Source organism: Citreicoccus inhibens (genome assembly GCF_019039035.1).
GTDB classification, from domain to species: Bacteria; Myxococcota; Myxococcia; order Myxococcales; family Myxococcaceae; genus Citreicoccus; species Citreicoccus inhibens.
This window is the reverse complement of the sequence record NZ_JAHNZT010000016.1, coordinates 28,197-53,299: the sequence shown is the minus strand read 5'-3', so window position 1 is coordinate 53,299 and position 25,103 is coordinate 28,197. Positions and strand designations below refer to the sequence as shown.

The 25,103-nt window shown below is 71.4% G+C and carries 14 protein-coding genes; 11 read left to right on the top strand and 3 right to left on the bottom strand.

Translation table 11 applies throughout. The features are described from left to right. The first annotated feature begins 85 nt into the window (after window positions 1–85). Window positions 86–1,357 carry a CsgG/HfaB family protein gene (locus tag KRR26_RS19710; RefSeq protein WP_233576703.1) on the top strand — a complete coding sequence of 424 codons (1,272 nt, stop codon included), beginning with the start codon at window positions 86–88 and terminating at the stop codon, window positions 1,355–1,357. Window positions 1,358–1,371: 14 nt separating this feature from the next. Further along, a complete protein-coding gene (locus KRR26_RS19705; RefSeq protein WP_217080542.1) occupies window positions 1,372–2,511 on the top strand; it encodes a tetratricopeptide repeat protein in 1,140 nt (379 codons plus the stop codon). Window positions 2,512–2,527: 16 nt separating this feature from the next. On the opposite strand, the gene lexA is transcribed toward KRR26_RS19705, so the two are convergent. Further along, on the bottom strand, window positions 2,528–3,193 hold the full coding sequence (gene lexA / locus KRR26_RS19700) for a transcriptional repressor LexA (RefSeq protein ID WP_120203418.1): 666 nt from the start codon (window positions 3,191–3,193) through the stop codon (window positions 2,528–2,530). Window positions 3,194–3,390: 197 nt separating this feature from the next. Here lexA and KRR26_RS19695 point away from each other — a divergent pair, with 197 nt between their 5' ends. From KRR26_RS19695 to KRR26_RS19665, 7 genes are all read left to right on the top strand, one after another. Beyond that, complete coding sequence (locus tag KRR26_RS19695) at window positions 3,391–6,723, top strand: response regulator (RefSeq protein ID WP_120203420.1); 3,333 nt, start codon at window positions 3,391–3,393, stop codon at window positions 6,721–6,723. Then, window positions 6,720–8,561: a sensor histidine kinase gene (locus KRR26_RS19690; protein ID WP_217080541.1), complete on the top strand. Its 1,842-nt coding sequence runs from the start codon at window positions 6,720–6,722 to the stop codon at window positions 8,559–8,561. The genes KRR26_RS19695 and KRR26_RS19690 overlap by 4 nt, the downstream gene beginning before the upstream one ends. A 33-nt stretch (window positions 8,562–8,594) precedes the next feature. Then, on the top strand, window positions 8,595–9,554 hold the full coding sequence (locus KRR26_RS19685; RefSeq protein WP_217080540.1) for a FecR domain-containing protein: 960 nt from the start codon (window positions 8,595–8,597) through the stop codon (window positions 9,552–9,554). Window positions 9,555–9,802: 248 nt separating this feature from the next. After that, on the top strand, window positions 9,803–11,491 hold the full coding sequence (locus KRR26_RS19680; RefSeq protein WP_236068846.1) for a TolB family protein: 1,689 nt from the start codon (window positions 9,803–9,805) through the stop codon (window positions 11,489–11,491). A gap of 73 nt (window positions 11,492–11,564) precedes the next feature. Next, the gene (locus tag KRR26_RS19675; RefSeq protein ID WP_217080576.1) at window positions 11,565–13,463 is read left to right on the top strand and encodes a hypothetical protein; all 1,899 of its coding nucleotides are present in this window, start codon (window positions 11,565–11,567) and stop codon (window positions 13,461–13,463) included. After that, window positions 13,460–17,062 (top strand): flagellar motor protein, encoded by a 3,603-nt coding sequence (locus tag KRR26_RS19670; RefSeq protein WP_236068844.1) that lies wholly within the window; start codon window positions 13,460–13,462, stop codon window positions 17,060–17,062. The genes KRR26_RS19675 and KRR26_RS19670 overlap by 4 nt, the downstream gene beginning before the upstream one ends. 15 nt (window positions 17,063–17,077) lie before the next feature. Then, on the top strand, window positions 17,078–20,146 hold the full coding sequence (locus KRR26_RS19665) for a hypothetical protein (RefSeq protein ID WP_217080539.1): 3,069 nt from the start codon (window positions 17,078–17,080) through the stop codon (window positions 20,144–20,146). Here KRR26_RS19665 and KRR26_RS19660 read toward each other — a convergent pair. Continuing rightward, window positions 20,143–21,504: a response regulator gene (locus tag KRR26_RS19660; RefSeq protein WP_217080538.1), complete on the bottom strand. Its 1,362-nt coding sequence runs from the start codon at window positions 21,502–21,504 to the stop codon at window positions 20,143–20,145. The two genes, KRR26_RS19665 and KRR26_RS19660, sit on opposite strands and share 4 nt — an antisense overlap. A gap of 27 nt (window positions 21,505–21,531) precedes the next feature. On the opposite strand from KRR26_RS19660, the gene KRR26_RS19655 reads away from it, so the two are divergent. Together KRR26_RS19655 and KRR26_RS19650 are read left to right on the top strand one after the other, a co-directional pair. Then, complete coding sequence (locus KRR26_RS19655; protein ID WP_120203430.1) at window positions 21,532–21,918, top strand: VOC family protein; 387 nt, start codon at window positions 21,532–21,534, stop codon at window positions 21,916–21,918. 60 nt (window positions 21,919–21,978) lie between these two features. Beyond that, window positions 21,979–23,784 carry a GspE/PulE/PilB domain-containing protein gene (locus KRR26_RS19650; protein ID WP_120203431.1) on the top strand — a complete coding sequence of 602 codons (1,806 nt, stop codon included), beginning with the start codon at window positions 21,979–21,981 and terminating at the stop codon, window positions 23,782–23,784. A gap of 21 nt (window positions 23,785–23,805) precedes the next feature. Here KRR26_RS19650 and KRR26_RS19645 read toward each other — a convergent pair whose 3' ends face one another. After that, a complete protein-coding gene (locus tag KRR26_RS19645; RefSeq protein ID WP_217080537.1) occupies window positions 23,806–25,098 on the bottom strand; it encodes a hypothetical protein in 1,293 nt (430 codons plus the stop codon). Window positions 25,099–25,103 lie beyond the last annotated feature (5 nt).

The following is a 25,103-nucleotide window of genomic DNA, read 5'->3' as shown; positions in this document are numbered from 1 at the left end:
CTGCCCCCTTTTTCACCGAGCGATTTCGTGGCGAGTCCGCCGCCGCCCTCTGGGCGCCGGGCCAGGGGAGGGTAGAGTGTCGCGCGTGCCGCGCCTTCTCCCGCTGCCCGTCTGCCTGCTCGCCATCGTGTCCGCGCCCACGTGGGCGCGGGGCGAATCGTCTCCTGGGTCCAGCCCGGCCACGGCGGCCGTGACCGCCACTCCCTCGCCGTCGGCCTTGGAGTCCGCGCCAGCCGCTTCAGCCCCGCTGCCTTCCGCCGCGTCGACTCCGCCGGCTCCCGCCCCGGTCGCTCCGAGGGGCGAGGCCGCCGCTGCCCCGGGACCGGCGCACGCCCACTCCGCGGCCGTCCCTCTCGCCGCGGAGGCGCACGCGGCGGGGCCCGCCACCAGCGCGCCCGAGGCCGCCCAGGCCCTGACCGTGGCGATGCTGCCCCTCGATGCGAACCCCGCGGCGCACGACGTTGCGCCCGGAATCACGTCGCTCGTGGCCAGCCGGCTCGCGGAGTCTCCTCGACTCCGCGTGGTAGGGCAGCGAGACATCCAGGCTGTCCTCGACGCAGAGCGCCAGCGGCAGCTCCTGGGCGACGCGTGCAAGGAGGGCAGCGGCTGTCTTCAGGAGCTGTCCTCCCTCGTGGGCGCGCGCTACGTCATCACCGGGCGCATTGACCGCTTCGGAAGTCAGTTCCTCCTCACCACCAGCTTGATGGACACGGTGAGTGGGAGCAGCCTCGCCAAACCTCGCGCGGAAGCGTCCGACACCGCGGCGCTCCTGCGCATGGCGGAGGCCGTGGCGGACGAACTCTCCGCCGCGCTGCTCAACCCCAATGGCCCCCCCGTGGTGGCCCGGCCGCTCCTTGGCGGCTCGCCGTCCGCGCCGGGCGGCGGCATGACGTTGGGGCTGCGCATCAACAACAGCTTCATCGACAAGCTGGCGTCCCTGAACCCGGGCGTGGACCTGGAGCTGGGCTACTGGTTCCACCCCGAGTGGCAAGGCTTCCTCCAGGTGGGCTTCTCGTTGGTCCGCTCGAATGGAGAAGGGCGCGAGGGACGCATCAACATCCTCCCGAGCGTCCTGGGCGCCCGCCACTATCACCGCCTGGAGTCCTCGCTTCGGCCCTATTGGGGCTTCGGCTTGGGCGTGCAGCTGTCCTTCGGCGACTTCGGCATCTTCCAGAACACGGGCCCGCTGCCCACGGTCGTGGGCTTCCTGGGGGCCGAGTACCTCATCGCGGGCCACGTGGGCCTCCAGCTCGAGCTGGGCACCAACCTGGCGCAGGCGGTGCTCGGCCTGGCGGATGGTGGGCTGGGGGACGGCCTCAACCTCGACGTCAACGCTGGCATCGCGTACCACTTCTGAGCTTCGGAGCCTTCATGTTCCCGCGTCTGCGCGCCCTGCCACTCCTCGCCCTGCTGGCCAGCACCGCCTGCAATGAGACCCCGACGATTGACCCGAAGGACCGCGCCGAGGGCCTCTACATCAAGGGCTCCGCCGAGTACCTCCAGGGCAACTTCGAAGCCGCGCTGCTCTCATTCAACGAGGTGAAGCTCATCCTCCCGGATGACCCGCGCCTGCCCGCCGCGCGCGGCGAGGTCTATCTGTCCATGAGCCGCCTCGACGACGCGCTCAAGGAGTTCGAGACCGCCGCGAAGATGGACCCCAAGCGCTCCACCAACTGGAGCCGCCTGGGCTTCATCCACGCGCAGCTCGGCCGCGTCGACGAGGCGCAGAGCGCGCTGCGCCGGGCCCTGGCCCTGTACCCGCACGACTTCAACGCGCTGGAGCAACTCGGCGATCTGGACGTCAAACGCAACCAGCCGGACGACGCCGTCCGCCACTTCCGCCTCGCCTCGGAGTCCGCGCCGGACGCGGAGAAGTCCCCGCTGTTGATGCGCGCCGTGGAGGTGCTGTCGAAGCAGGGGCGTCACGAGGACGTGCTCGCGCTCACCCAGAAGGCCGCGGACCAGGGCGTGCGCTCGGCGGAGCTGCTCACCGCGCTGGGCGATGAGCTCGTCCGCGCCGCGCACCTCCCCGAGGCCGTCGAGGTCTACCGCGAGGCCGCCAGCAAGTCGCCGCGCGACCCCACCCTCTGGGAGCTGGTGGGCGAGATCCAGGCCCGGCTCGGCAAGTCCGCCGATGCGCTGGCGTCCTACCGCGAGTCCCTGCGCGTGAAGGACCGCGCCGTGGTGCACGTGGCCCTGGCGCGGCTGCACCTCGCCCGCGAGGACCGCAAGGCCGCCGAGGACGAGCTGAAGCTTGCGCTCGACACCGTGTCCGGCTCGGACGTGCGCGAGCTGATGGAGCTGGCCAACCTTCTCTCCACCCTGGGACGCAAGGCGGACGCGCTGCGCATCCTCTCCAGCCTCAGCGCGGAGCCGGACCACGCCAAGGACGTGGAGCTTCAGCTCACGACGGCGAGGCTGGCCAAGGACGTCAAGGACGTGGCCACCCAGAAGGCGGCCTGTGCCCGCGTGACGACCGCGGGGGATGGCGGCGTCACGAAGTGCCCGTGACGCCCGCCCGCGGGTGCTACGCCCGCCCGCCCTGGAGCTTGCGGTACACGCCCACCACCTGGCCCAGAATCATGGTCGAGCGGAAGTCCGTGCGGCTCACGTAGATGGGCTGCATGGTGGCGTTCGCCGGCTGGAAGCGGATGCGCTCGCCCTCCGGGTAGTAGCGCTTCACCGTGGCCTCGTCCTCGATGAGCGCCACGACGATTTCGCCCGGCTGCGCGGCCGGCGTCTTCTTCACGAAGAGGTAGTCCCCGTCGTAGATGCCGTCGTCAATCATCGACTGGCCCTTGACGCGCAGGGCGAAGACTTCGCGGCCGTTGACGCCTCCCAAAAGGAAGCTGTCGATCTTGACCGAGTCCTCCATGTTCTCCTGGGCGAGCGCCGGAAGACCGGCGGCCACCTTGCCCAAGAGGGGAATCTCGACCATGCCCGCGTCCTTGCGGACCCCGAGCCCCAGGAGCAGGCGCGCCCGCTTCGTCGGCACCAGGGAGCGGCTCTGCTGCTCGCCCCGGTTCAGGTAGCCCTTGCGCTCCAGGGCCTTCAGGTGGTCGTTCACCCCGTTGGTGGAGCGGATGTCCATGTGCTCCCCAATCTCCCGGATGGTGGGAGGGAAGCCGCGGACCTCTGTCTCCTTGACGATGAAGGCCAGGATTTCGCGCTGGCGGTCGGTGAGCTCTTCCATGCCGCACTCCCTTGCTCGCTGGGCACGCGGACGTGCGAGTACCCAGGCAACAAGCTTTCAGTGCCCCATGCTCCCTGAACATACGTGTAGAGTCAATGCGTTCAGTGCTGCCACCCGCACCCAGGGTGAGCACCCAACGTCCGCGTTTCTCACATGTTGAGGAGCGTGGACGAACTCAGCGTACAATTCTGGCCGCCTTGTCCGATCTCCGCCACACGTTGCTCTTCGTCGACGACGAGGCCGACGTCCTGGACATCCTCACCCGGATGTTCTCGCGTCGGTACCGCGTCCTCACCGCCACCTCCGGACGCGCGGCGCTGGAACTGCTGCGGCGCGAGACGGTGGACGTCCTCGTCACGGACCAGCGCATGCCCGAGATGACGGGCATCGAGCTGGTCACCACGGCGAGAGGCGAGGGAATCGACGTCACGACCATCCTCCTCACGGGCTACACGGACCCGGAGGACCTCATCGCGGCCATCAACCAGGGCCAGGTGTACCGCTACGTCACCAAGCCCTGGGACGTGAACGACCTGCTCATCACCGTGAAGAACGCGGTGGAGTTCGCCCAGCTCAAGCGCGACAAGGAGCGGCTGTTGCGCCAGCTCCACCAGCGGGTGGAGGCGCTCTTCGTCCTGTACGAGGTCAGCCGCGCGAGCGCGAATGATCCAGCCAGCTACGACGCCATCATCGACCGCGTGCTCACCGCGGTGGCGCGCATCCTCCCGTACGATTGCGGCGCGGCGCTCATCGCTCCGGATGGCTCGCGCGGCGCGTCCCTGCGCTTGCGGTGCATGGGCACGGTGGGCGAGCAGGCACTCCTGGGCGTCAAGGAGTCCATGCTCGGCGCCTATCGCAAGAGCAGCGGGCTGTTGCTGCCCGAGGACCGGGTCATCACCCGCGTGGCCGGCACCACCACGCAAGACGCCACCGCGCCGGCCATCTACGCCAGCCAGCTCACGGTGAACCTGATGGCCGGCGGGCGGCCCGTGGGCATGCTGTCGCTGTTCTCGCAGCGCCCCAACGTCTTCACCGAGGACGACGGCGTGCTCCTGGATGTGCTCGCCAACCAGACGGCGGACGCCATCCAGTCGCTGCGCTCGGCCGAGGAGGAGGCCCGCCACCGCATGGAGCGGATGGTGGAGTCCATGGCGGACGGCGTGGTGCTCACCGACGAGAAGAACGACGTCGTGGTGATGAACCCCGCGGCGCGGCGCCTGTTGCGCGCGGGCGAGGACCCGGCGGAGCTGACCAGCCGGATGATGGAGGAGCGGCTGGGGTTCGCGCCGTTCCAGCTGGTGCGCGGCTGGGAGTACAGCGGCAGCCAGGTGCTGCGCGAGGACGTGGTCCTCTTCGAGCGCCACGTGCAGACCACCGTCACCCCGGTGAGCGACGCGCGCGGCACGCTGCGCGGCGTGTGCGTGGTGCTGCGCGACATCACCGAGCAGAAGCGGTTGGAGGAGCGCAAGGACGAGTTCGTCTCCATGGTGAGCCACGAGCTGCGCACGCCGCTCACGTCCATCACCGGCGCCCTGGACCTGGTGCTCAACTTCATGGCCGGGGACATCAACGAGCGGCAGCGCCGCTACCTGTCCCTGGCCAAGGACTCCACGGAGAAGCTCAACGGCATCGTGGATGACCTGCTGGACCTGTCGAAGTTCGCCAAGGGCCGGCTGCGGATGAACTTCGAGGTGGTGTACCTGGAAGAGCTGGTGCACCGCGTGGTGGAGAAGTACGGGCCCGCCTTCGGTGAGAAGAACGTGCGGGTGGTGCCGGTGCTGCCGCAGCACCCGCTTCGCTCGGTGGCGGACCCCAATCGCATCAACCAGGTGCTGAACAACCTGCTCAACAACGCGGTGAAGTTCACGCCCGAGGGCGGCGAGGTGCGCGTGGAGCTGCGCGCGACGTCGAGCCTCCCGGGCTACGTGGTGCTGTCGTGCTGGAACAGCGGCGAGCCGATTGCTGACAGCAGCCTGGAGCGCATCTTCGATCGCTTCGAGCAAGCGCGCACCGCGGCCAACCGCACCGTGCGCGGCACCGGCCTGGGGTTGGCCATCTGCCGCAACATCGTGGAGGCCCATGGCGGGCGCATCTGGTGCGAGCCGTGCACGGATGGCGTGCGCTTCCTCGCGGTGCTGCCCACCGAGCCGCCGCATGAGTTGATGACCGCGGAGTCCTTGGAGGTCAACCCGCAGCCGAAGCCCACCGACGTCAAGCGCGGCAAGGTGCTCGTCATCGAAGGCGAGCCCGAGGTCGGCCACATCATCAAGGCGCTGCTGGGCGCGCGTGGCTATGACGTCCGGCTGACCGTGACCGCCGAGGAGGGGCTCGGTGCGGCGCGCAACACGCATCCGGATGTGGTGCTGGTGTCGGTGCGCCTGCCGGATGTGGAGGGCCTGCGGCTGGCGGAGATCCTCCGGCATGATCCGGAGACCCGGCGCGCGCCGCTGCTCCTCACCTCCGCGTTCGATGAGCGTCAGCGCGCGTTCCGCGCTGGCGCCGACGCGTTCCTCGTGCGCCCGCTGGCCGCGGACAAGCTGCTGGCCACGGTGGACTCGTTGGTGCGTGGCAGCGCGGGCGCGCCGCATGGCCGCGTGCTCGTGGTGGACGACGACGCGAAGATCGCCTCCATCTGCCGCGAGGTGTTGGAGGGCATCGGCTTCGATGTCGCGGTGGCCGCGTCGCTCGATGAGGCGCGCCGCGGACTGCGCGAGCGCCGGCCCGACGTCATCCTCCTGGACGTGACGCTCCCGGACGGCGACGGCTTCCTCTTCTTGGAGGAGATCAAGGCCGAGCGCGCCAGCGGCCACATCTCCGTCATCTTCATCTCCGCGCGGGCCGAGACGTCCTCCAAGGTGCGTGCCCTCAAGCTGGGCGGGGACGACTACCTCACCAAGCCGTTCGACGCGCTGGAGCTGGGCGCGCGCGTGGAGAGCGTGCTGCGCCGCAAGGAGCAGGAGCTGTCGTCGTCGCCCACCACGCAGTTGCCGGGCTCCACCGCCATCGAGCGCGAGGTGCAGCGGCGGTTGTCCGCGCGGCGGCCGTTCGCCTTCTGCTACCTCGACCTGGACAACCTCAAGGCCTACAACGACTACTACGGCTTCGCGAAGGCGGACGGCGTGGTGCGGCAGACGGGCGACCTGATGCGGGAGATCTTCCAGCAAGAGGGCGCGCCAGGGGACTTCCTGGGTCACGTGGCAGGAGACGACTTCGTCTTCATCACTTCGCCGGAGTCGGTGGACCGTATCTGCCAGCGGACCATCGAGACCTTCGACCGCATCATCCCGCTGTACTACGACCGACAGGACCGCGAGCGCGGCCACATCGAAGCGGAGGACCGCTTCGGAGAGAAGCGTCGCTTCCCCATCATGAGCGTGTCGGTGGTGGCGGTGATGACAGATGGCGTGTCGCATGACCACGCCGAGCTGGCCCGTCGGGCAGCGGACATGAAGAAGCAGGCCAAGGCCATCCTCGGGTCGGTCTTCCTGCGGAATGACCGCGAACGGGTGGTACAGTCCGTGGCCGGGTGAGGCTCTACCAGCAACTGGTCCTCTTCATGCTCGCCGCGACGGTCCTTCCTTTGGCCGCGGTTGGCTTCCTGTTGTTGTCACGCGCCGAGGCGGAGCTGGCCGCGCGCATCGACGCCGAGCACCGCGCGCTCGCCGCCGCCACCGCCGAGGCCGTGGCCACCAGCCTGATGGAGGTCGTCAACGGGCTGGCCCGCTCGGCGGAGATGATTGACTGGGAGCGCGCCACCGCCGAGGAGTCTCGGGGCGGCCTGGCGCTCTTGTACGGCCAGTCGCCCACGGTGAGCGCGGTGCTCAAGCTGGACGCCCAGGGGCATCCGCTGGGCAACGCGGTGTACCGCGAGCAGTCCGTGGGCGGGCACCCGGGGTTCGATCCCTCCGGCGTCACGCAGCTCGTCCGCTCCGTGCCGGTGCAGCCGCTGCGTGGAGGTGGCAAGGGACAGGCCGCGCTGGGCAGCGCCTATGTGCACGCGCGCAGCGGGCGGGCCGCGATGGCCGTGGCGGTGAAGCTGGCGGACGGCGAGGGGGCTCCGTTCGCGCTCGCGGAGGTCGTCTTCACGCAGTTGGAGGCGCTCTTGCGGCGGCGCGCGGCGGACTCGATGGCGCGCCTGGACCTGGTGGATGGCGACCGGCGGGTGCTGGCCAGCTCGGACCCCTCGCGCCGGATGGGACCGCTGGAGCCGGAGTTGGGCCGCGTGCTGGGCGCGAGCACGGGGCCGGACGTGGCGCACAGCTTTCGGGTCGAGGCGCTCGCGCGTCGCGTGAGCGTGGCGCGCGTTCCCGAGGGGCTGGGGCTGGATGTGATTGTCGCGGTGGATGAGGCCGCGGCGCTCGCTCCCGTGCGGGCCATGCGGCGCACGGTGCTGGTGTCGGTGGGCGCGGCGCTCGGGGTGCTGCTCGTGCTGGGCGCGCTCTTCACCCGCCGCGTGAACCTGCGGCTGGCGGAGGTGGTGGCGGGCGCCGAGGCCTACGGGCGAGGCGAGTTGGATCGCCGCGTGCGCGTGTCGGGCCATGACGAACTCAGCGCGCTGGCCACCACGTTCAATCGCATGGGCGCGGAGCTGGAGGCGGCTCGGGCGCGCCTGCTGCGATGGAACGATGACTTGCGCGCGCGCGTGGACGAGGCGACGTCCGACCTCAAGTCGGCCCAGGCCCAGTTGTTGGAGGCTCAGAAGCTGGCCGCGGTGGGGCAGCTCGGCGCGGGCGTCGCGCATGAGATCAACAATCCGCTGGCGGGCATCCTCGGCAACGTGCAGTTGCTGCTGCTGGACCGCAGCGTCGCGGACCCCGACGTGGACACGCTGCGCAAGATTGAGCAGAGCGCCAAGCGCTGCAAGGAGATCACCCAGAACCTCCTGCGCTTCTCTCAGCAGCGGGAGCGCGCGGACCTGCGGCCGGTGGACCTCAACGCGGTGATTCGCGACGCGCTGAGTCTCACGGAGAACCAGACGCGCGGCGAAGGCATCGAGCTGAACACCGAGCTGACGGCGGGCCTGCCGCGCGTGAAGGCCGACCCGGGACATCTGTCGCAGGTGGTGCTCGCGCTGCTGTCCAACGCGCGCACCGCGATGATGAAGTCGCCCACGCGCAAGCTGACCTTGCGCACCGGAACGCGCGATGGCGCCTGCATCCTGGAGGTGGAGGACACGGGCAAGGGCATCGCGCCGCACATCCGCCCGCGCATCTTCGAGCCGTTCTTCACCACCAAGGACGTGTGGTCCAACGTGGGGTTGGGGCTCAGCGTGGCGTGGCGGATCGTCACCGAGGCGGGAGGGACCTTGGAGGTTCGCTCGGAGGAGGGGCAGGGGACGTGCTTCACCGTGCGGCTTCCCCGGGCGTGACGCGCGTGCCAGTGTGGTAACGAGGTCGCCAGAATGGCCGCTCCCCCCACCAGACGCCCCATCCTGTTCCTGCTCGGACTGGTGCTGATCCTGGCCGCCCTGCCGGTGGGCTGGTTCGTGTTCCTTCGCGAGCCTCCCGCGCCCCCTCCACCGCCACCGCCGCCTCCCGTGGCGCGCCCCGTGGAGAAGAAGCCGGTGCAACTGGAGGTGGGGGAGCTGACCGGCACTGTGGAGGTGCGGCACGGCGGTGGCTCGTGGGAGCCCGCGCGTCCGGGCGTGGCGCTGCATCCGTCGGACGCGGTGCGCACGCTCGAAGGGGGCTCGGTGGTGCTCTTGGGCAATGAGTCCGTGGAGGTCCACTTGGAGCCCAGCACCGAGGTCTCCGTAGAGGAGCTGACGGACTCGCTGTCTCGCATCTTGCTGGGCAACGGTATGGCCACCGCGATGGTGCGACCGGGGCAGCGGCACACCTTCGAGGTGCGGGCCGCTGGCAGCGACGCCGTGGCGCGCACGGGTGCCGGTACGTTCACCATGAGCAACAACGGCGCGGGCACCGTGGCGGTGGGGACGCGCGAGGGTGAGGTGACGCTGCTCGGACAGGGCAAGGTCGTCATCGTCCGCGCGGGGCAGCAGTCCGTGATTCGCCCCGGGCAGGTGCCGACGGAGCCCGCGCCCGTGCCGGGCAGCCTGCTCTTGAAGGTGGACTGGCCCGCGGAGCGCGAGCGGCGAAAGCGCGAGCTGGTCGTCACCGGCCGCACCGACCCCGGCAGCCGCGTCGCGGTGGAGGGCGTCTTCCTCACGCCCGACGCGGAAGGTCGCTTCACCCGAAAGGTCGTGCTCCAGGAAGGCCGCAACACCGTGAGCGTGCGCGCGGTGGGCGTGGGCGGCGCCAGACAGGAGGAGAAACACGACGTCGTCGTGGACACGACGCCTCCCGCGATGCGGCCGGACACCCAGGACATCTGGAAGTCTGCAAAGGGCGGAAGTCCGTAGCCTGCTCGGCCAGGGGACGAGCAATCACCTTGACCCCTGGTCGAAGGGCTCCCTACACTCGCGCAAAGACGTTCCTGTACAAGGGCAATCCTGGACGAAAGTCCTGGTGCGCAAAGCCGCGGGGCCCGACGCATGGCCGGCCGTGACCGCCGTGGGAGATGATCACCGGGAAAGGACCGCCCGGACCCACCGTTCCTTGTGCGGGCATGGGTTCGTCGTCTCGGAGTCCTACCGGGAGGTCGCTTCCGATGCTGCGGACACTCGCCACTCTCATGGGCCTGCTTCCGGCGCTCGCATCCGCCGAGGGCTTGGTCTACCAGACCCTTCAGGGCACCACGACGGTCGTCAACGATGGTCCGGGCGACCAGACGGATCCTCACGTCAGCGGCGGTTGGGTCGCTTACACCAGCGAGTCACGCGGCACGAGCGAGATTCGGTATCACGACCTGTCGTCCGGCATGGACGAGGGCATCCCCAACAACGGCGCGTTCGACTTCGTGTCGGACATCAGCGGCAGCACGGTGGTGTTCACCCGTGTGAACAGCGCCAGCGCCATCTTCACCTTCGACGTGGCGAGCAAGGGCCCTCCGGTGGAGCTGGCGCCCGAGGTCGGCAGCAGCCGGCGCGCGGCGGTGATCGGCGGCTCGACGGTGTCATGGCAGGACTTCGGCTTCACGGGCAGCTCGGTGGCGCCGGAGATCGCCGCGTTCGACATGCAGAAGGGCACGCTGACGCGCCTCACGGATGATCTCCTGCTGGACCGGGATCCGTCGGTGAGCCCGGATGGCGCGGTGGTGGTGTGGACGAAGTGTGATCCGCGCGGCACGCAGTGCGACATCTACCAGGCGTCGAGCACGCAGGGCGGTTACCTGACGACGCAGGTGACGGGCGCCGAGGGCGAGGAGTCGCAGCCCGACACCAACGGGAAGGTCATCGTCTACGCGAGCACGCGCACGATCAACGGCGTGTCGGAGCGGGACATCTACTGGAAGCCGGTGGGTGGTGGCATCGAGCAGCGCCTGGCGCTGCCGGGCCCGGACTCCAACCCGAGCATCAGCGGAGACCTCATCGCCTTCGAGCGGCAGGACCCCACGGCGCCGACGCCCAACTTCGACATCGTGCTGTATGACATGAAGACGCAGACGCTCTACCGGCTGACGGACTCCGACGCGAACGAGAGCCTCACCGACCTGAGCGTGGAGGCGGACGGCACGGTGCACGTGGTGTGGGCCGTGCCGGAGAACGGCGACTCCAACGTGCGCGCCTTCAGCTTCAAGCTCCCGCGCGATCCCGAGTGTCACCCCGCGCCCGACGCGAAGGCGACGCCGGAGCAGGTGTGTCAGCTGTCCGGCTCGTGGCCGCTGCTGGCCGCGATGGAGGTGGCGCGCACCACGGGGCAGCCGAACGCGGTCTCGCTGGGCTTTGGTGGCTCGGGGCAGGGCGTGCTGTGCGTGGACAACGGCTTCAACGGCGAGCGCGCCACGTCTGGCTGGGTGTGGATCTCCAACAACCCCGTGGTGGACCCGTCTGAGTTCAAGCAGAGCGTGGCGCTCGTGGCCAAGTCGGTGACGCTGTCGGGGAACAATTCGCTGGCGGCGCTCATCTCTGGCAAGGCGGGCAGCTCGTTCCGGCTCCGCGCGTACGGCCCGCCGGCCGAGGTGTGCGAGCGGCCGCACCTGGACGCGACGGCGCCCGCGGGCGCGAGCACCGTGATGGGGACGCGCGTGGCGGCCGAGCCCGTGCCAGTGGTCTCCGCGACGGCGTCCGCGATTCCCACGCCCGTCTTCGTGCGCGAGGGACCCGTGCGGGGCGCGGTGGCCGCGACGGGGTGCAGCGCGGGCGGCGGTTCGCTGGCGCTGTCCGGCGTGCTGCTGGTGCTCGCGGCGCTGATCCGCTCACGGCGGATCCCCTGCGCGGCGACGGGCCGCGGCGGGTGAAAGAAGTTCGGTCGCCCAAGCCGGTGCCTTGTAGAGTCAGCCAGCCCTGAAACATTTCGTTCCAGTCCTCCTGCTGCTCTGCGCCCCGGTCTGGGCGGACACGCTCGATCTCCTCGGGCCGACGTCCGCCGTACCGCCCGAGGGCTTCGTCGTGGCGTTGTCCCGGCGCACGGGGGAGGGCACGTCGGTGTCCGCACCCGGTGCGTCCGTGACGGCGGAGGGCGCGGTGGTTCGCCCGGGCCCGGACGTGCCGCCACTGCGCACGTTCACGGTCGTCCCCACGCCGGGCTCGCGCGAGGTGGTGCTCAAGGCCCGGGACCAAGGTGAAGACGCGGTGGCGCGCTACGCCGTGGGCCCTCCGGCCGCGCGCGTCCAGCTCGCGCTGACGCCGCCTGCTCCCGTGAAGGGCCGCGACACGGATGCGGTGCTCGCCGTGCGATTGCTGCGCCCGGATGGCACTCCGGATGACAGCGGTGCGCCGCCGGTGCTGCACGCCAGCGCGGGACAGGTGGAAGGACTCCGCCGCACGGGCCCGGGTGAATACACCGCGCGCTATGTCTTGCCGGACACGCGCTACCCCGAGGTGGCCATCCTCGTGGCCCTCTCCGCGTGGCCCCATCCTCAGTCCGTCCATGGCGCCTATGGGCAGGTGCTGGTGCCGTTGGCTGCCTCGGTGGAGCTGCCGGGTACCACCGAGCCGGACGCGCAGATTTCCGTGGAGATCGCCGGCACGCGCTTCGGTCCAGTCGCGGCGGGCAACGACGGTCGCTTCCGTCTGCCCATCGTCGTGCCGCCGGGACACCGCTTCGGCAAGGGGCAGGTCGTGGATCGCGTGGGCAACGTGCGCCGGATGCCCATCGACTTGATGCTGCCGCCGACGGATGGGCTGGCGTGCGTGCTCCATCCGCAGCGCCTTCCCGCCGATGGTGTCGCGCAGGCGCGCTTGCTGTGTGCCACGAGCGATCCCCTGGGCCGCCCCGTGGCGGATGCGCGCGTGGTGGCGAGGGCTCGGCACGGGGAGCTCGAAGGGCCCCGTCGCGATCCGAACGGTGTGCTCGAGTGGCGCTACACCGCGCCCCGGGTGCTGGCGGCTGATGAAGTCATCGAGGCGTCGTGGCCGCAGCGCGGCGCGGGCTCGCGCGAGGAGCGGCCGCTGCAACTCGTCCAGGGGCCGGTGGCCTCGGTGGCCGTGGACGTGTCCGAGCCGCTCGTGCACTACGGCGGCGAGGCCCAGGTCACGGTGACGACGCGGGATGGGTTGGAGCGCCCGCGTCCCTCGGCCCAGGTCGCGGTGAAGGTGCCGGTGGGGACGCTGGGCCCCCTGGCGGAGAGCCCGCCGGGGACCTTCCGCGCCACCTGGATGCTGCCGGACTCCGGGGCCGTGACACGCGGCGAGGTGGTGGCGCACGCCGTGGGGCCTCAAGGTTCGGAGCCCGCGCGCCTGTCCGTCTGGTTGCGCGAAGGCGTGTTGTTCGCGGGCGTGGCCGACCTGGCGGGGATGCCAGTGCCGCGCCAGCTGTTGCGCATGGGCCTCGAGACGCGGGTGACGGGAGAGGACGGCACCGTGGAGTTGGGCCCGGCCCGGCCCGGGGCTCTTCAGGTTCAGCACGCGGTGTGGCCAGGGCTCGGTGCCACGGTGTATGTGCTGGGCCCTTCGGGGCCGGTGTTTCCCACCGCGCCGCCGCTCGTGCCGGGGGCTGTGTCGCGCGTGGTGATGCTGGGGCCGCCGCTGCCCGTCAACGTGCGGCTCCGCGTGGACGGCGCGCGCGTCACGTACTGGGTGGAGGACGCGCAGGGCCGGGTGCTGCCCTCGCGGCCGGTGCATGTGTCGCTGTCCGCGGGCGCGCGTGAGGCCGAGTCGGAGAGCGAGGGCCGTCACAGCTTCACCGTGGGCGGCGCGCGCGGAACGGTCAGCGTCTCGGTCGCGGATGTCGATACGGGCGTGACGGCGCTGGAGGAGGTGCGGCCATGAGCGGGGGCCTGGCGAGACTCTTGCGCTGGGCCTTGCTGATGCTCGTGCTGGGGCCCGCGGTGGCCATGGCGCAGCGGCTGGGCGCGGATGTCCCCTCGCTGGCCTCGACGCTCGCGGGCCGCGTCTGCCGAGACCTGGATGGCGACGGGCGGTGCGGCCCCGAGGAGCCGGGCGTCGCGGACGTGCGCGTCGTGCTGGACACGGGGCGAGAGGTCCGCACGGACGCCGAGGGCCGCTACCACCTCACGGACGTGGACAGCCGGAGCCCCGACGCGACGGGGGGCGTGCACCTGCGTCCCGGGCGTCACCGAATGCGCGTGGATCCGCGCAGCGTTCCGGTCTCCAGTGTGGTGACGCCTCGGGGGGCCACGGTCGAGCTGCCGTGGGGCGCGGTGGCGCTCCAGGACTTCGCGGTGAGCATGCGCGGCGAGCCCGCGCCCCCGGCGACGCTGTCCTATTCGCGCACCCCTCCCGAGGCGCGCGTGACGAACGATGGACTGCGCTTCCTCGTGGCCGGCCGTGCGCGGCCTGGCGATCGCGTCGCGGTGGCGGGCACCGAGGCCCAGGTCGATGCGTCCGGAAGCTGGTGGGTGATGGTTCCCCTCCAGCAGGGCCAGAACGTCCTCCCCGTCACCGTCACGGCGCGCGAGGGTGGGGTGCGCTTCTATCGGCAGCGCGTGGAGTTGGTGCGTCGCGGCCCCACGGGTTGGTTGGTGATTCCTCGCGCGTTGGAGCCATCCGGCGCGCTGCGGCTCCCCGCCGAGGGGGAGGCGCCGGTGGCCAGTGGCTTCACGAGCGTCCGCGTGGAAGGCGCGCCGGGGACGCGCGTGCGCTCGTCCCAGGGCGAGGCGGTGCTGGGACCTGATGGCTCGGCGGAGCTGCCAGTGCTCCTGGTCCCCGGAGCCAACGCGGTGACGCTGAGCTGGCAGCGCCCGGGGGAGTCCGCGCACGAGGAGACCGTCACCCTCGACGCGACCGCGCAGCCGTTCGCCGTGGGGCTGTTGGATGTGGAGCTCCGTGTGGCCCCCAGCACCGGAGACCTCCAGCTGCGAGGGCGAGGCGCGGCCCATGCCGAGGGGCGGTGGGGACCACTCCGCCTCGTGGGCGAGTTGGAGCTGCGCGACACGGACTTCCGTGCCTTGCATTCCGCCGAGGCCTCCGACTGGCTCCGGCCACGCGTGCCCGAGCGCTTCGAGCGAGCGCTGGATCCCGACCTGACGCCCGCGGAGTGGGGGGACGACTCGGTCTCGCTCACGCCCAATCCCAGCGAAGGGCGTCTGCGCTTGGAGGTCCGTCACGATGAGTACGGTCGGGTGGGCTTGGGCACCTATCGCGCGAGCAGGTCAGACCGTGAAGTGGGGCGCTATCAGCGACCCCTGTTCGGCCCCTACGCGGAGCTGACCACGGGCGAGGGCCCGCTGCGCGGTGGTGTGAATCTGTTCGCGGGAGGGCTCGCGGATCCGACCCTCGGCGTCACGGCGGTGCCGGCGCATGAGGAGCTGCGGGCCACGGGCGGCAGTCTGTACTACCTGGGCGGGGTGGTGGCCGAGGGCTCGGAGGTGCTTCGCGTGGAGGTGCGCGATGGCGTCACGGGGTTGCCCGTGGCGGAACATCACCTCGTGCGCGGGCGCGACTACGACATCGATGCGTTCGCGGGCCGCATCCTGCTGGCGCGTCCGTTGTCGTTCCTGGTCGGAGCTTCGCAGCTGCGCACGGACGCGCTCGTGCAGTCTCCGGAGCCGGTGCTGGTGGCGGACTACGCGGCGCTCCAAGCGGGTGCCTCGCATGACGCGGTGGGGGGCGAGGTCTGGGGGGGATGGTGGCTCACTCGGCTGGGGGTCTCCGCCGTACGTGAGCGCCGCGAGGGCGCTCCCTTCCAACTCGTGTCCGGACAGGCGACGTCGCGCGTGGGCCGCTACACCTTGGTGGCGGAGGTGGCGTCCAGCCGGGGTGTCGCGGTGGCGCCGCTCGACTTCGGCGTGTCGGACGACGGCGGGCTCTCGTTCTTGCGTCCGGGGCCGGTGCTCGATGACTCGGGCGGGGCGGTGGGGTTGCGCGTGCGTGGGCCTGGGCCGCTGGGGGACGGAGGCGCCCTGGACGCTTCCTTTCGGCAGCGCTCGCGAGGTTTCTCGGATGGCTCGCACTTCGATGCGGCGCGCTTTCGTCAGCTTTCGTTGCGAGTGACCCAGCCCTTGGGACCGCTGCGCTTGACGCTGCTGGGAGATGATCGTCGCTCGGCGGATCCGCGGCTGCCCTTCGAGGATGGCGACTTTGGCGCGCGGACGTTCGGCGTGGGCGTGGGCTACGGGGGGGAGGGGTGGGAGGTGCGCGCGGAGGCTCGGGACGGTTGGCTGCGCGCCACGCAGACGGCGGGCGAGGGCCCCTTGCTCTCCGGTGGACGCACGTCCGCGGGGGTCTCCGGGCGGATGCAGGTCGCGCGGGGCGTGTCCGTGTCCGCAAGCCATCGGCAGATGCTGGTGGAGCGGGGCGAGGGCCCCGGCCGAGTGGATGACACGTTCTCGTCCGCGGGCGTGGACGTGGAGTTGACGCGGGACGCGGCGCTCGGCGTGCGCGGTGGCTGGGGTCCGAAGCTGGGGCCCCAGGCGTGGTTGGACGCGCGCATGCAGAGTGGGCCGGACATCTTCTACGGCGGCTATTCGGTGGATGTCGACGGCCCCAACTTCGGCGCGGGCCGGGTCATCTCGGGAGCGCGCAGGGAGCTGGACACCTCGACGAGCGTGTTCGTGGAGTCCACTGGCGCGCACGATGCCAACGTGGTGCGGCTGGAGCGCGCGGTGGGGTTTCGCCATCAAGTGGTGGAGGGCTTCGAGGTGGGGGCTCGCTACGAGCGTGGCGTGCGCCACCCGCTGGACATTCCCAGCGACCTCACGCGCGATGTGGGCGCTGTCGATGCGCGCTGGTTGCGCGAGCGCGTGAGCGCGGGCCTGCGGGCCGAAGTCCGCCATGAGGCGGGCACGCCCGCGCGCGGCGACACCACGCCGGTGGACCGCACGCAGCTCGTGCTGGCGCTGACGGCAGAGGCGCGGCTGGTGCGCGATGTCACGGCATCGGGCCGCTTGAATTGGGGCCGCACGGCGGGACGTACGGGGCTGGAGGCGCGTTTCGTGGAAGGGTTCGCCGCGCTCGCGTGGCGCCCGGGGCCGTGGCTGGTGATGGCGCGCTATGGCTTCACGCACGAGCTGTTGCCCGGAGCGCGCTCGGCCTTTGGTAACCGTGGGCTGGATGTCCTGTCGCTCATGCCGGCCTTGCGCCTGGGAGAGCGGCTCTCGGTCGCGGCGGGGCTGCACGCGGGCCGCTCCAGCCTGGGCGACTCCGTGCGTTGGGTCTGGACGGGAACGGTTCGTCCCTCGGTCCGGGTGGTTGGAGGGCTGGAAGTGGCCGGCGAGGTAGCACGGCGCACGTCATCGCCAGACAGCGAAGGCCTGGAGTCCTACCGCGTGGAAGTGGCCTGGCGGACGGACGAGCGGCTGCGTGTTGCCGCGGGTTACACACTGCTGGGCTTCCATGGCTTGGGGCTCCAGGCGGATTCGTCGGATGATCAGGGGCGCCTCTACCTTCGGGCGGAAGTGGCCTACTAGGGGACGGAGTCGAGCGTGCGCGCGTGGATCCTCAGCCTGACTCTGCTCGTGTCCTCCGCCGCGTGGGCGGACTGGCAGGTCAAGAGCGTCCCGGGCACGCCCTTCGCGGTGGAGGCGTGGTCGCGAACCGAGTTCGGTGTGGCGACCAGCAACGGGCTGTCCCTCTTCTCCAATGGGACCACGACCGTGGGACTTGGCGGCGCCTTCATGGGCCTGGGCCGGACCGCGCAGGGATGTGTCTTCGGCGTTCGAGGAGACAGCACCGTCGTCAGCGTCGGGGCGTGCTCCAGCCTGGAGGGCACCCACCTGTATCCGACCTCCTTGCCCTACATGATGAGGGCGGTGCGCTTCACGCCGGATGGCAGCGTGGGGTTCGCGATCGCGAATACGTCACCGCTCGAGTTCGACTACCGCTCGTCGCTCGTGCCGTCCACCGATAGCTCCTGCCAGTGGGGCCCGTTGCTGCTCGCCCCCATCGCCCCCTACACCGGGCTCGACTTCGCCGCGGTGCTGGCTCACGGGGGCACGACCCACGCGCTCTTCTCGGAGATTCCCAACGCGAGCTTCCGCTGGTTCCGGGGCACCGCGATGACGCCCCTCCCGGCGCCGAGTTCCAATCCTCCGAAGAAGGCGAACGCGCTGGCGTTGTTCTCGGGGGAGGACGCGAGCAACCCCACGGCGCTCTTCGGCAACGACAATGGGCTGTATCGCGGCACGCTCGGGACGGGTGACTATCCCTTCGTCCCCGTGGCGCTTCCTGGCGGAGCCATGACCGTCCTGGGCATGGACGTGAACACGGGGGCGGGGTCGGGCCGTGGTGACGGGTTTGGGGTCGTGGTGGGCACTCGCAATGCGCAGACGCAGGTGCTCAGCGCGGTGCCAGCGCTGACTCCGTCGGAGATCGCCACCGCGTGGCGGGTGAACCCGAGGTTCTCACAGCTCCCCGTGGCCGCGCAGAGCCTCGCCGTGCGGCAGGTGCGCTGCGTGGGGTCCGAGCTGTGCGTCATCATCCTGGCCAAGCCGGACCTGGACAACGTGCTGATCTACACCAACACCTACGCGCCCGAGCTGATGCCGCTGCCTCCCTCGCGGGTCCAGGTGGGCGAGGGCACGACGGTGAGCGTTCCCGTGGCGCCCTTCGACGCGGACGGAGACGCGGTGCGCTTGGCGGTGACGCCGGGCCCGTCCTCGGCGTCGCTCGCGGTGCAGCAGCGAGCGCTCGATGGCGGCACGGAAGGGGTGATGTTGGACCTGACCGCCGCGCCTGGGCTGTGCGGGAGCGAGACGTCCAGCGTCTCCATCACGATGACGGATGGGCTCAAGGCGCATGAGCAGCTCCGGACCGTGAGCGTGGACGTGGTTCACGACGTGAAGCCGAAGACGCCGCGGGTGGATGTTCCGGATGGCGGCAGCTACCTGGCGGGTGAAGGACCTGTGCGCATCGTGCCCAGCCCGAGCGGTGGACCGTGCGCCATCCAAGGCTACGTGTGGACGGAGTCGGGGAGCCCGTCGGGGACCGCGACGCTGGCGGTGGACAGCGCGGGCGCCGCGACCTTCACGCCGGACGCGCGGCTGTGCCAGCCCTCGAACATCTTTCACAACTACGAGGTCCTCGCGCGAGATGTCGGGGGGCTCGACTCGGCGCCCGCGACCGTGAAGGTGAAGGTCCGGCCTTGGGGGCGTCCGTTGGCGCCGTTCAACGCCCCGACGGTCCTGACGGTGTCCTCGGGAACGCGGGTGGCCGCCGCCGCGCTGCATGCGTGCGCGGGCACCCCGGGGCTGCCCACCGTCTACACCGCGTGGTCCTTGCAGGGGCTCAGTGCGCCGCCTTCGGGGCTCTCGCTCGTGACGGATGAGCAGCTGCCCATCGAGGGCCCGCCTGTCCTCAGCCAGGGAATCGTCCCCACGTTGACGAGCTGCGCCGCGGTGGAGGTGCCGCTGCTGGCGCGCAACCGCATCCTCCTGGACGGCGTGACGGAGGATGGCCCGTCGTCCGAGGTGCTGCTGCGCGTGCAGCCCGTGATTCGGCCCGTGTCCCAGGGCGGGCCCGTGTTGTCGCGGGTGGAGTCGGACGAGCACGAGGTGCGCGGAATCGTCGACACGGATCTCGACTGTCCGGCGGGGCGCTCCCTGCTCGTGGACCTGTCGCTGCGCCGCGAGTCCGGTGAGGTGCTCGCCACGCAGTCCGTCACGCCGGGGCCCGATGGGGCGTGGCATCTGCCGCTGCCTCCGCAGTGCGGCGCCGCGCGCTACGTGGTGCGGGCTCGCTTGTCGGACTCCGTCACGCAGGAGCAGGGCCGCACCCTCGACCAGAGCCTCGAGGTGTCCGCGCGTCCCGCGGCGCTCGGGGACGTGGAGGGTTCGCTGGTGGCGACCTGCGGTCAGGGCGCCGCGGGCTCACTGACGCAGGTGCTGCCTCCGGGGGCATGCTCGGTGGTGAACCTCACCTGGGCGCAGGAGGACGGTCCGCCTTTGAGCGAGCCCTCGGTGTCCGGCGCCACCGTCGCGGTGTCTACGCGCGACACGGAGCTCGATGCGCTGGTGGGGCGGGACGTCACCTTGCGCGTGACGGCCTCGGCGGAGGGCTCGACGCCCGCTGTCGCTCAGCATGTGGTGTCCATCGGCGTGAAGCCCTTCGTCGGGCTGCGGCGTCAGATGGAGACGCCCTCGGGGGCGGAGGGTGGGCTCGTGGGCGTGGAGGTCTTGCTGAGCAACACGACGACCTGCGGCGTGAGCATGGTCCGCTACGAGGAGTCCCTGCGCGGCGCGGAGTGGGTGCCCGGCAGCGTGAAGGTGGACGGAGTGCCCGTGGCCGCCGTCGCCACGGGCGATGGGTTCGCGGTGGAGGGGCTCGGGCTGCGGCCGGACGGCGTCTCGCGCGTGACGTATGTGGCCCGCTCGCGATTGTTGTCCGAGGCCCGCTTCAGCGGTGTCGCGCTGCTGCGTGGCGTGCCGCTGACGACGGGGCAGGGGCCTCGCTCGCCGCCGTCGGGTTGTGGCTGCTCGGAGGGGGGGGCGGGCGCGGCCCTGTTCGGCCTGCTCGCGCTGACTCGCGTGCTGCGGCGGCGCGGCGCCGCGCGCTAGAGGCCGAACGAGATGCGCTGACGCCGGGTGGGCGTGTCCTGGCGCTCCTCCAGCACTCCGAGCAGCTCCAGGCCTCGCAGCGTGGCCAGGGCCTCGCGCTCGGAGAGGTCGCTCACGGCGAGCAGGTCCGCCACCGTCTTGGTGCCATCCGCGTAGGCCAGCAGCAGCGCCTGGGGACCGCCGAGCTTCAGCTCGTGCAGCGCGTACGGCGGATCCGCGGTGGGGCTCAGCCGGCGCGTGCGCGCGAGCCGCTGGCGCAGGGCCACGAGCGTCTCGGTGCGCTCCGTGCCTTCGAGGATGAGGTCTCCTGGAAACACGGACAGGCGGACGAGGTCCGCGCGCTGGGGCCGCATGGGGCTGAAGCCATACGCGCCCTCCGTCCACGCGAAGGTGGACCAGATGAGCTCCTTGACCTGCTCGCCCAACAGGGCCTGTCGCTTGCCCGCGTCCAGCACACCCAGGCGAATCATGGCCTCGCCGGTGCGCAGCGCGTGGGTCTTCGCGTAGGCGGCGACCTCCGCGAGCTTCGCCTCGGTCAGCACGCCGCGCCGGACGCAGAATCGGCCGAAGCGCTCGGGGGCGAGGTTGGAGGCCGCGTACACGATGCGCCCCGACTCGAAGTAGACGACCTTCAGCACCGAGCCCTGCTTGAGCTTCAGCTCCCCGTGATGGCGCGCCTCGTAATAGGCGTTGAGCAGGCGCGGCACGGAGGTGTCTCGCAGGTCCCCCCCGAGCGACCACTCGGGGAGCGCGCGGCGGCGGCGCTCGGGGAGGGGCGTGGCACCCTCGGCCCAGACCTTCTCGCGCTGCGCGAACGGGAGGGGCAGCGCCTCATCCTCCACGGGCTCCAGGGGCGCCAGCTCCGCTCCCGCGTCCTCCTCGGGCTCGGGGACCAGCTCTTCCAGGACGAGCAGCTCCACTTCGTCCAGCAGCTCCTCTTGCTGTGGCGCGGGCACTGTCTCCACGGCTTCCGCGGCGTCGGGGCGCCGGGCGCGCGGCACGCCGCCCGCGAGTTCGAGGGCATCGAGCACGGTGTCCAACTCGAAGGGTTTCTCGAAGAAGGCCCGAGCGCCGTGCACCTGGGTGGCCTCCTGCGCGAAGCGATCGCCCTTGTAGACGCCGCTGACGGCGATGGCCGGGATGCGATGGGCCCGCAGCGCGCCCAGCACCTCGCTGCCTCGGATGTCGGGGAGCAGCAGGTCCACGAGGGCGGCGTCGAAGCGCGCGTTTGGACCGAGCGTCTCCAATGCGGCCTCGCCGGTGTGCACGGCGATGGCGTCATGGCCCCGGTTCTGCGCCATGGTGGCGACCAGGGAGGCCAGTTCGTGGTTGTCCTCGACGATGAGCAGTCGCGCCATGGGCGGGCAGACCCTACCATCAACCCCATGCACGTTCAGGGCTTCCACCATGTGGCCATCCAGGCGAAGGACGTGGAGCGCGTTACCGCCTTCTATCGCGACCTTCTGGGCTTCCCGGAGCTGACCCGACATCGGAGGCCGGACGGCTCCCTGCGGAGCATCTGGGTCGGGGTCCCCGGGGGGGCCTTCCTGGCCATCGAGGCGGTGGAGGGGACTCCCCCGGAGCAGCCGTTCCGGCACGAGCACCCGGGCCTGTTGATGCTGGCGTTCCGGATCCCGCGCGGGGAGCGGGCGGAGGCGGTTGAGACCCTGGCGCGCGCCGGGGTTGCGCTGGAGCATGAGACGCGGTGGACGGTGTACGTGCGCGACCCCGAGGGCAACCGGGTGGCGCTCAGTCACCACCCCGAGGACTAGCGTCCGGATGCCCGGCTGCTGGCTTGCGAAGCGCGAGTGGCCGCGACTACAAGCGAGCCCATGCGCCTCGGTGAACAGCTCGTGAACGAAGGCCTCGTGACCGCCGCGGCCCTGGAGGAGGCGCTCGAATCCCAGGTGGTGCACGGCGGTCGGTTGGGGACGAACCTCGTCGAGCTGGGGCTCGTGTCGGAGCAGGACCTGGCGCGCTCGCTGGGCAAGCTCCACAACTGCGCGCACGCCTCGGGCGAGATGGTGCCCGACCCGAAGGCGATCGCGCTGGTGGACGCGCACCACGCGGATGACAAGGAGTACCTGCCCATGCGGGTGGATGCGACGCGGCTGAGTCTCGCCGTGGTCAACCCGCATGACTTCACGACGCTGGACGCGATCGCGTTCAAGACGGGCAAGCGCGTGGTGCCGGTGGTCATCCCCGAGTTTCGGATGAACCAGCTGCTGCGCCGTTACTGCAAGGCGTTCCGGCCGCTGCGGGCGATTGATGTCGACGCGGCTCGCCCGCGCAAGCCGGTGGGTGAAGCCGGCGCGGTGGAGAAGGTGCAGGAGCGACCGCCCGACCTCATGAGCGAGGAGGAGTTCCAGGCGGTCTACGCGCAGGCGCTGCGCGGTGGCGGGGAGCAGGACGCGGAGGGGCTCGACTCCGAGGAGGTCATCACGGGGGTGGTGCTGGAGGAACTCGCTCCGGCCCCCGTCGCGGCGCAGCGTCCCGGTGTGCTCCCCGTCGCCGTGGGGCCCGCGGGCGGAGCGGGCGCGCCGCCGGGCTCGCATGCGGGCGCGGTGGTGCAGGGAACCCAGGCTCCGGCCGGTGCGGTTCCTCGCGGTGCGGCCGTGCCACCTCCGGGCATGTTGCAGCCCCTTCCGGGGGGCGCGCCACAGGCGCAGGGGGGCCGTCCGCAGGCTCCAGGTCAGGCGGGTGCGCCCATCGCCGCGCGTCCGCAGGGCGCGGTGCTTCCGGGCTCGTTGGTTCCGCAGGGCGGAGGAGGCGTGCCTCCGGGCGCGGTGGCCTCACAGGGCGGTGCGCCAAACGTCGCCGCGCCCCCGCCTCGGGGCGGTGTGCCGCCCATTCCGGTCGGCGGGGCGCCGAAGGTCAACGTGCCTCCGGGGAGCCTTCCCACTCCGCCGCAACACGCGGTGGGGCCGGGCACGCTTACGCCGCAGGTCCCTGCTGCTGGCCCCGTGGCGGGAGCCCCCCCGCCGGCTCCGGGCCGCGTCGCGGGCGCGCCAGCCTCGGCGCGCGGTGGCGTGCCCACGGCGGCGCCTCCTCCTCCGGGCGGAGCCGCCCCCGTGGCACCTCCTCCGAGCGAGGCCGCCGCGCGGAGTCCTGTTCCCCAGGCTCCCGCGCGCGCGCCCGAGCCACCCCCGTCTCCGCTGACCTTCGCGGAGGCCCAAGCGGAGCTGGGACGCAGCTCGGACCGCGAGGACGTGGCGCGCACCGTGCTCCGCTTCGCCGCGGGCAAGTGGCGGCGCTGCCTGCTGCTGTCCGTGCAGGGCAGCCTCGTGACGGGCTGGCACGGCATGGGGCAGGGGGTGCGCGACGCGGCGGTGCGGCGCATCGGCGTCGCCCTGCGAGACCAGAGCACCTTCCGGCTCGTGCGAGATACGCGCTCGCACTACGTCGGTCCGGTGAAGCGCGATGCGGCGATGGGCGTGTTCTACAAGCTCGTCGGTGGGGGCTTCCCGACCACCGCGGTCATCCTCCCGCTCCTCGTGCGTGGCAAGGTGGTCCACTTGCTCTACGTGGACAACGGTCCGGATCAGCTCACCACGCCGGACGTGGGCGAGCTGCTCATCCTCTCGCAGAGCGTGGGCCGTTCGTACGAGGCCATGATGCGCCGCCGCAAGGGCTCCTGAGCGCCGCGCCGACCTGGGGACTCAGTGTCCCCAGGTGTCGACGACCCGAGGTGTCTTGAGCCGGGCCTTCTTCGCCACGGGCGGGAGCACCACCAGCTTGCGCGCCTTCTGGAACAAGGGCTCGGCCGGTGTCGAGTCCACGTAGGCGCCCCAGTAGTACGTGCCCGGCCGCAGGCGCATCAGGCTGAGCTGCTGCATACCGGTTCGCTGCACGCGCACCACCTGCTGAAGCGCGGGGTCGCGCGCCACCACGAAACGGAAGCGCTGTCGGCCCCCCGTGGTCTGCCATGCGAAGACGATGCCTCGCGTCGCGCTGAAGGGGCGCTCATGGCCGTCGCTTGGCGTGACGAGCAGGTCTCGATTCACCTCCGCGTCCACGTAGATGCGGCGCGCGAAGCCGTACTCACTTTGCCTGCCATCCGCGTCGGCGGTGGCCACGCGCCAGACGTAGGTGCCGGGGCCATCGGGCGTGAAGGTGAACGGTGCGCGCGCGGACGGGGTGCTGACCACGAGCTGCTCGAAGCCCAGGTCTCGCGCAATCTGGACGCGGTAGTGGTCCGCGCCAACCACCTCGCTCCAGGCCAGCGCCACGCGCAAGCCCGCGGCCCACGTGAAGCGCGCATCGATGCCGGGCTCCAGGCTGGTGGGGAACACGGGGAGCGGGAACACCGGGGCCACGAGTCCTCGGCCCAGCTCCACGCCGTGTCCCTCGAGGAGTGCCTGCTGCCGCTGTCCCGAGACGAGTGTCAGCCGGCCTCGTGCGACCGACAGCACGGCGCCCCGAGGCGTCCGGCTGAGTCGGAACTCGGCGGGCTGGCCGGCCTCACCTGGGGAGACGGCCACGATGGCGCCGTCCGAGGTGCGCACCAGCAGGGCGTGTACGTCCCCGTTCGCGCTGGCGGGGAGGAAGCCTCGCGCCGAGCCGCTCTCCAGGGCGACGAGCGGGCTGGGATGGGCGCCCGCGTCGCCCTCGGGCGCGCGCTCCACCAGCGCCACGGATTGCTCCTCCAACTCGATGCGACCTCCTTCGAGGAACTCGATGCGCGCGGACGCGAGCGCCCCCGTGCGGACCCAGTCGCCGGGGCGGAACGTGGCGCCCTCCTCGATGCGCTCCCAGAAGGACTGGCCCGCACGCAGGACCTCGACCTGCCCCGTGGACGCCGCGCACGTGGCCACGATGGACGACAGACGCCGCGCCACCTGCTCGGTGTCCTGTGCGGACGCGGGGGCGTTCGTGCATCCGAGGCACGCGAGCCACGCGAGGGGCAGGGCCCGGACCCAGGGGCGCGCTCGCGATGGCGGGAGGCGGTACATTCGCG